The organism is Micromonospora sp. S-DT3-3-22 (assembly GCF_015354745.1).
In the GTDB taxonomy this organism is placed as follows: Bacteria; Actinomycetota; Actinomycetes; order Mycobacteriales; family Micromonosporaceae; genus Micromonospora; species Micromonospora wenchangensis.
This window is the reverse complement of the sequence record NZ_JACGMO010000198.1, coordinates 1-7,521: the sequence shown is the minus strand read 5'-3', so window position 1 is coordinate 7,521 and position 7,521 is coordinate 1. Positions and strand designations below refer to the sequence as shown.

The 7,521-nt window shown below is 73.8% G+C and carries 8 protein-coding genes; 3 read left to right on the top strand and 5 right to left on the bottom strand.

Features of this window, described 5'->3' with window-relative positions; genetic code table 11:
- Together H1A17_RS32660 and H1A17_RS32655 are read left to right on the top strand one after the other, a co-directional pair.
- The coding region (locus tag H1A17_RS32660; protein ID WP_305070383.1) for a glycosyltransferase family 9 protein at window positions 1-364 on the top strand (364 nt) is incomplete at its 5' end.
- Between the two features lies 1 nt (window position 365).
- Entirely contained in the window at window positions 366-1,349 is a 984-nt protein-coding gene (locus H1A17_RS32655) for a DNA topoisomerase IB (protein ID WP_145918843.1), read from the top strand.
- A gap of 202 nt (window positions 1,350-1,551) precedes the next feature.
- On the opposite strand, the gene H1A17_RS32650 is transcribed toward H1A17_RS32655, so the two are convergent.
- The 5 genes from H1A17_RS32650 to H1A17_RS35245 all read right to left on the bottom strand — a co-directional run bounded on the left by H1A17_RS32650 (window position 1,552) and on the right by H1A17_RS35245 (window position 6,367).
- The gene (locus H1A17_RS32650) at window positions 1,552-2,586 is read right to left on the bottom strand and encodes a helix-turn-helix domain-containing protein (protein WP_145918844.1); all 1,035 of its coding nucleotides are present in this window, start codon (window positions 2,584-2,586) and stop codon (window positions 1,552-1,554) included.
- Between the two features lie 237 nt (window positions 2,587-2,823).
- Window positions 2,824-3,327, bottom strand: coding sequence for a hypothetical protein (locus H1A17_RS32645; RefSeq protein ID WP_145918845.1), 504 nt, complete (start codon window positions 3,325-3,327; stop codon window positions 2,824-2,826).
- Between the two features lie 63 nt (window positions 3,328-3,390).
- Window positions 3,391-5,022, bottom strand: coding sequence for an ATP-dependent DNA helicase RecQ (locus tag H1A17_RS32640; RefSeq protein WP_194823690.1), 1,632 nt, complete (start codon window positions 5,020-5,022; stop codon window positions 3,391-3,393).
- 173 nt (window positions 5,023-5,195) lie between these two features.
- The gene (locus tag H1A17_RS32635) at window positions 5,196-6,146 is read right to left on the bottom strand and encodes a TIGR03557 family F420-dependent LLM class oxidoreductase (protein WP_194823689.1); all 951 of its coding nucleotides are present in this window, start codon (window positions 6,144-6,146) and stop codon (window positions 5,196-5,198) included.
- 95 nt (window positions 6,147-6,241) lie between these two features.
- Window positions 6,242-6,367 carry a hypothetical protein gene (locus tag H1A17_RS35245; RefSeq protein ID WP_255470159.1) on the bottom strand — a complete coding sequence of 42 codons (126 nt, stop codon included), beginning with the start codon at window positions 6,365-6,367 and terminating at the stop codon, window positions 6,242-6,244.
- Window positions 6,368-6,506: 139 nt separating this feature from the next.
- Here H1A17_RS35245 and H1A17_RS32630 point away from each other — a divergent pair.
- On the top strand, window positions 6,507-7,521 hold a 1,015-nt coding region (locus H1A17_RS32630; protein ID WP_194823688.1), incomplete at its 3' end, for a glycoside hydrolase family 3 protein.

Below are 7,521 nucleotides of genomic sequence, written 5' to 3'. Positions count from 1 at the left end.
GCCGGGATCGTGCCACGTGCGGTCCAGCCAGGGAAACCACCGGGTCCGTGCGGTCAGCGCCGGCCGCACCGACCTGGGTGAGCTGGCCGCCCTGGTGGCCGCCGCCCGGCTGGTGGTCAGCGGGGACACCGGGGTCGGTCACCTGGCCACCGCCTACCGGATCCCGTCGGTGCTGCTGTTCGGCCCGGTGCCGCCGGCCCGCTGGGGCCCGCCGGCCGACCGGCCGTGGCACCGGGTGCTCTGGGCCACGGGCGAGGATTGCGGCGTCGCGCCGGGGGTAGGTACGGCGGCGAGATGGGCGGCGCTCCCGGTCGACCGGGTGCTGGCCGCCGTGGACGAGGCCGAGGAAACGGTACGGGTCTGAGGTGCGACTGCGGCGCAGTGATCCGGGTCGGGCGGGGTACGGGCGTCGCCGACGCGGCAAGGGCTGGACCTTCCTGGACCGGCACGGGGAGCGGGTGCGGGACCCGGACACCCTGGCCTGGCTGGGCGAGCTGGTCATCCCGCCGGCCTGGTCCGACGTGTGGATCGCGCCATACCCCAACGGGCACATCCTGGCCACCGGCACCGACGCCGCCGGGCGCCGGCAGTACCTCTACCACCCGCAGTGGCGGCGCAAGCGGGACGAGGCGAAGTTCGACCACGTGCTGGAGGTGGCCCGCCGGTTGCCGACCCTGCGCGACCGGATCGCCGGTGACCTGGCCGGGCGGGGGCTGAACCGGGACCGGGTGCTGGCCACCGTCGTGCGGCTGCTCGACATGGGCACCTTCCGGGTCGGCAACGAGCAGTACGCCGTCGGGGAGGACGCCACCTTCGGCGTGTCCACCCTGCGCCCGGAGCACGCCCGGTCCCGGGGCGGCTGCGTGGTCTTCGAGTTCCCGGCCAAGGGTGGCATCGAGCAGGTCCGCCGGATCGAGGACCCGCAGCTGTGCCAGGTGCTGACCGACCTGCGGCGGCGACGGCGCACCGAGGAACGGCTCTTCGGCTACTGGGACGGGCGGGTCTGGCGGGACGTGCGCAGCGACGAGGTCAACGGCTACCTGCGCGACGCCAGCGGCGGCGAGATGACCGCGAAGGACTTCCGCACCTGGCACGCCACCGTCCGGGCGGCCACCGAGCTGGCGACCGTGGGGACGCAGCGTTCGGTCACGGCCCGTCGGCGGGCGGTGGCCGGGGTGATGCGGGAGGTCGCTGAGCTGCTCGGCAACACCCCCACGGTGGCCCGTACGTCGTACGTGGACCCCCGGGTGGTCGACCTCTACCACGACGGCGTGGTGCTGCCGGTGCCCGCCGACGCCCCGCGTGAGCAGGTCGAACGGTCGGTGCTGGAGTTGCTGGCGGAGACCTGACCGACCCCGCCGCTGTTCCTGGGGGGAGGCGCGACGGGGTCGGGGCGGGTGCGGCCGGGAGGCCATCCGGGGCGACGACGGTCGCGCCTGCGGAGGGGCTGCGGCACCGGGCGGCCGCCCGTGACCCACCTGGGTCACGGACGCCACGCCGCGGTCCCCCGTTACCGTCGGGCCGGCCGGTCGGGTGACCGTCGGCCCACTGTCAGTATGTCGGTCCCGGGTTGACTGCGGACGCCGTGCTGTTGTCGATCCGTGCCTGTTGGAGGTGCAGCGTCCGGTACGCCTGGGGGGTGAGCTGGTGGGCGGCCCGGAAGACCCGGCTGAAGTGCGCCTTGTCCCGGAAACCCCAGCGCGCGGCGACGGCCTGCACCGGCCGGTGGGCCAGCGCGGGATCGGCCAGGTCCCGCCGGCACCGCTCCAACCGCAGTTCCCGGATGTACGAGGCCACAGTGGCGTGCTCCTCCTCGAAGAGCCGGTGCAGGCTGCGTACCGAGATGTGGTGCGCCTCGGCGATGGTGGCCGGGGTCAGCCCGGCGTCACCCAGTCGCCGCTGGACGTACGCCCGCACCTGGGCGAGCAGCGCCCGGCGGCGTACCTCGCGGGGCATCTCGTCCTCGGCGACCAGGTACCGGCCGAGCATGGTGGAGATCAGGTCCAGCGCCACCCCGCCCAGCCGCTCGGCGTCGGCCTGCTGGTACTGCTCCGGATGGGTGGTGATCCGGGTCAGGTACTGGGCGACCAGCGCGCCGATCCCCTCGCTTGCCGACATCCGGCCGGCCAGCAGCGGGGCGAGCTGGTCCGGGGTGAGCGGGATCGCCCCGTAGGGGACCAGGGCGACGATCGAGGCGGCGTGCTCCGCGCCGTTGCCGTCGCCGAGGTGGCTCACCTCGTGCGGCCGGGAGCCGTCGTAGAAGGTGAATTCACCGGGGCCGAGCCGGCTCTCCCGCCCGGCCTGCCCGGCGACGCCGGTGCCGTTGGTGGTGAGGGCGAGCATGTGGAAGTCCACCTCGGTGCGCCGGACCAGCTTCGGGGTGCGGACCGCCTCCAGTGACGGGTAGCGGTAGCGCACCAGCCGGATCGGGCCCAGCTCGACGAACTCGGCGCGGGCCCGGAAGTCGTGCTGGTGGTCGGAGCGGATGCGCAGCGGCGCGGCGGTCCGGGCGACCAGGTCCAGCCACATCCCGAACCGTTCCGTCGGCGGCAGTTGTTCGGTGTCGATCACCGTGCGGTGCACCATGTCCGGCCTCCCCGTCGGCGGGCACTTCCCCTCCATTCTGGACGAAGACCCCACCGGCCCGCTCCGCGCGGGGTCCGGGTGGGCGGTCGGGTTTGCTGCTTCGCCGATTCAGCGGCATCGAAGTGCCCGGGACACCGCACCATCGGCGACATTGGGTCGACCACGGCCGACCGGCCGACGAGACGGCGACGGGCCGGGCCGCCGTGAGGCTGGCCCGGCCCGTCGCCGTGGTCGACGTCAGTCGTTGAGGACCTGGGAGAGGCGGTCGCGGAACTTGCGCTCCGAGTCGCTGACCTGGTCGCCGCCGAGGCCGAGCAGCCCCCCGCTGGACGCCGCCCCGACCACCTGGTCGGCGATCTCCACCAGCCAGTGCCGGTACGCCCCGGCCTCGCCCTCGTCCACCTTCGCGGCCAGCAGGGTGGCCGCCTGTCCGGCCCGGACCAGCACGTCGTCGATGAGCGCCTGCGGGTCGGCCGGCGAGATCACCGGGAGTTCCTCGCCGGCCTCCGGGTCGCCCACCCGGGAGACGATCTCCCCGGCGACGGCGGCGACGAGCGGGCTGGCCGACTCCCGGCCGGCGGAGATGGTCTCCAGCCCGGCCGCGTTCTCGGCGCGGGTGCGTCGGGCGCCGTCCGACTCGGCGGCGCTGGCCGCGGTCAGGACCGACTGCGGCAGGCCGACCAGCAGCCCCCACTCCTCGTCGGAGAACCCGAACCCGGTGTACGCCGGCTGTTCGATCACGACTGAGCCCCTCTCGGTTCGTTTCACTGCAGGCACCGCACGCGGGCGGTCGCCCGGGTCAGGCTAGTCCAGCGTCAGCAGACCCTGTTCGGACACCACGCGCACGGAGAGCGTCTTGTAACCCACCTCGTCGAAGAGCACCGTCATCCGGTCCTCCTCGTAGTTGAGCACCAACCCGGGGCCCCACTCCGGGTGCCGCACCTGGCTGTGCACCGGGAACGGGCCGACCGCGCCGTCGCTTGCCACGCTGGTGCCGGCGTGGCAGTTGTCGCAGTGCCCGCAGACCTGCGACATCTGCTCGCCGAAGTAGGCCAGCAGCACCTGCCCCCGGCAGCCGGTGGTCTCGGCGAAGGCGCGCATCATGTCGGTACGCGAGCGGGTCACCGTCTGCTGCCGTTCGGCCTCGGCCAGGGCCGCCGCGCCCGCCTCGACCGGGGTGGGGGAGTAGCGCGGTGCGCCGATCTTCTGCCCGGCCCGGGGTTCGGCCGCCCCGATCTGCTCCAGCAGGGCCAGGTACTGCCCGAGCTTGCGCGGCCCGAGGCCGGTCGCCTCGCGCAGCGCCTTCTTCGTCGTCGCCCGGCGACGCAGCAGCGCGGCCAGGTCCCGCAGTTCGGTCTCGTCCGGCAGGCCGCCGGAGAAGAAGCGTTGCAGGCCGACGTCCTCGGCCCGCCACAGCAGCAGCACCCGGGCCGGCGCACCGTCGCGCCCGGCCCGGCCGATCTCCTGGAAGTAGCTGTCCGGCGAGTCGGGCAGCGCCATGTGCACCACCCAGGCGATGTTCGGCTTGTCGATGCCCATGCCGAACGCCGACGTCGCCACCATGATCGGCACCTGGTCGGCGAGGAACGCCTCGTGCAGCCCGTGCCGGGCGGCGGTGGGCATACCGCCGTGGTAGTACTCCGCCGGGAAACCGGCCGTGGTCAGCCGCTCGGCCAGCTCCTCGGCGGCCCGCCGGGTCGGCACGTAGATGATGCCGGGCCGCTCGTCGTCGCGTAGCAACGCGATCAGCCGCCGCCAGCGGTAGTCGTCGGTGGGGCAGTAGGCGACCTCGACGAACAGGTTCGGCCGGTCCAGCCCGGAGACCACCACCTCGGGGTCGCGCAGCCGCAGCCGGGCGATGATGTCGTCGCGTACCGGTGGGGAGGCGGTGGCGGTCAGCGCCACCACCGGCGGACGGCCGAGACCGTCGATCAGGTGGCCCAACGCCAGGTAGTCGGGGCGGAAGTCGTGCCCCCACGCCGAGATGCAGTGCGCCTCGTCGATCGCCACCAGGGCCGGTCGCAGCGACTTCACCTCGGCCATCCGGTCGGGGTTGGCCAGCGCCTCCGGGGTGATGAAGAGGAACTCCGCCCGCCCCTGCCGGATCTCCTCGATCGCCTCGGCCTGCTGGGCGGCGCTCTCGTCGGAGCTGATCCGGACGGCGCGCAGCTCGGGGCGCTGGCGTTCGTTGAGCGCGGCGATCTGGTCCTGCTGGAGGGCCAGCAGGGGGGAGATCACCACCGTCGGCCCGGGGATCAGGCTCGCCGGGATCTGGTAGATCGCCGACTTGCCGGCTCCGGTGGGGAGCACCACCAGGGCGTCGCGTCGTTTCATCACCGCGCGCATGGCGGCGAGCTGGTTGGGCCGCAGCGCTTTCCAGCCGAACAGGCTGCGCGCCGCGCGGCGCAACGTCGTCGAGTGCATGGACAGCTTCATCGAGGGCCGGAGGTACCCGGGCGGATCGACCCCGAAACCGCTCCCACCGGATCGGGCACACCGCCCATGCCGGCCGGTACGGCGCAGGTCAGGCGCGGTGACCGGGTGCGCACGCCCGGTCGACCACGGGTCACCGACGGCGGTGCGTGTCGGTGACCCGTGGACGGTGGGATTCAGCGCAGGTGGGGGAGCACCTCACGTTGGTAGAGGTCGAACAGGCCCGGCCAGTGCGGGCCGGCGTTGCCCACGTAGACCTCGTCGAAGCCGGCCTTGGCGTACCTGTCGATCATCTCCAGGTGCGCGTCGGCGCTGTTGCCGCAGACGAAGCCCTGCCGCACCTGATCCGGCGTGACCAGTTGGGCCGCCTGCTCGAAGTGCCGGGGGGAGGGCAGCACCTGGGACAACTCGCCCGGCACCCCGGCGTTGGGCCACGTCTCGTACGCGATCCGCGCGCCCTCGTCCTCGGTGTCGGCGTACGCGGCCTTGAAGCCGGCCTGGCACGGCTTGTCGCCGCCGCCGTTGTCCCGGAACCGGCTGACCAGGTCGCCGTCGGGCATCATGCTGACGTAGCCGTCGCCGATCCGGGCGGCCAGGTCGACGGCCTTGGGTCCGAAGCCGGAGACGTACACCGGCGGGGGTGTGTCGGGCAGCGTGTAGACGCGGGCGTGCTCCACCGTGTAGTGCCGGCCGTGGTGGTTGACGAAGTCGCCCCGCCACAGTTCCCGCATCACCTCGACGGCCTCCTCCAGCATCTCCAGCCGGACGTCGGTCTGCGGCCAGGCGTCGCCGAGGATGTGCTCGTTGAGCGCCTCGCCGGTGCCGACGCCGAGGACGAACCGGCCGGAGTGCATGACCGCGCTGGTCGCCGCCGCCTGCGCCAGCACCGCCGGGTGGATGCGGACCGTGGGGCAGGTCACCGCCGTGCTCACCGGCAACGTGGTGACCTGGCTCAGCGCCCCGATGACGGACCAGACGAAGGGGCTCTGCCCCTGGGCGTCCGTCCACGGGTGGTAGTGGTCGGAGATCCACAGTGCCTGGAAGCCGGCCCGCTCGGCGGCCCAGGCCTGCTCCAGCAGTTGCGCCGGGGTGAACTCCTCACTGGACAGGAAGTAGCCGATCCTCATGGTGCCCCCTCGCTGGGCGCGCCGCCGGGTGCGGCGTGACATCCGCTAGCGGTACCCCGGCCGGCGCGGGATCAGTCGGCCGGCGGCGGCCGAACTCAGCGGCGGCCGAACATGGCCCGGATGGCGGCCAGCAGCAGCAACCCGCCGACCACCAGGCCGAGCAGGCGTACGCCGGGGATGTCGGCCGGCGAGGTGGCGTCGGCGAGCGGCGGCAGGTCCATCCCCGCACTGTCGCACGTCGCCCCGACCGACGCCAGACAGTAACAGTAAGGTTTATTGACTATTACCTCGCCCGGTGTGACCATGGCAGCACCGCGACGGCATCGGGCCGTCGACACGCGACGGGGGTACCGGGGCCGGATGAACGAGCGCAACCTGGCGGGTCTGGCCGCCACCGTCCTGCAACCCGGCTTCGTCGGCACCACCCCGCCCGACTGGGTCTGCCGGTGGCTGGCCGAGGGGCTCGGCGCGGTGGTGCTGTTCGCCCGCAACGTCGTCGACCCGGAACAGGTGGCCGCGCTCACCGCGACGCTGCGCGCCGAACGCCCCGACGTGCTGGTGGCCATCGACGAGGAGGCCGGCGACGTCACCCGGATCGAGTCCGGCCGGGGCAGCTCCCGCCCCGGCAACCTCGCCCTCGGCGCGGTCGACGACCCGACGCTCACCGAGGACGTGGCCCGCGACCTCGGCGTCGAACTCGCCGACCTCGGCGTCACCCTCAACTACGCCCCGGACGCCGACGTCAACATCAACCCGGCCAACCCGGTGATCGGGGTGCGTTCCTTCGGCGCCGACCCGCACCTGGTGGCCCGGCACACCGCCGCCTGGGTACGCGGCCTTCAGTCCGCCGGCGTCGCCGCCTGCGCCAAGCACTTCCCCGGCCACGGCGACACCCGGGTCGACTCGCACCACGACCTGCCCCGCATCGGGGCCAGCCGGGCCCGCCTGGACGCCGGTGAGCTGGTCCCCTTCCGGGCCGCCGTCGCCGCCGGGGTGCAGGCGGTGATGACCGGGCACCTGCTGGTCCCCGCCCTCGACCCCGACCTGCCGGCCACCCTCAGCCGCCGCATCCTCGGCGACCTGCTCCGCGAGGAACTGGGCTTCTCCGGCGTGGTGGTCACCGACGCGGTGGAGATGCGCGCCGTCGCCGACCGGTACGGCTTCGCCGGCACCGCCGTCCGGGCCCTCGCCGCCGGAGCGGACGCGATCTGCGTCGGCGGTGAACGCGCCGACGAGGCCGCCGCCCGCTACCTGCGCGACGCGATCGTGGCCGCGGTGCTCGCCGGTGAGCTGCCCGAGGAACGCCTCGCCGAGGCCGCCAAGCGGGTCGGTCAGCTCGCCGAGTGGAGCGCCGCCGCCCGCGCCGGCCGGCCCG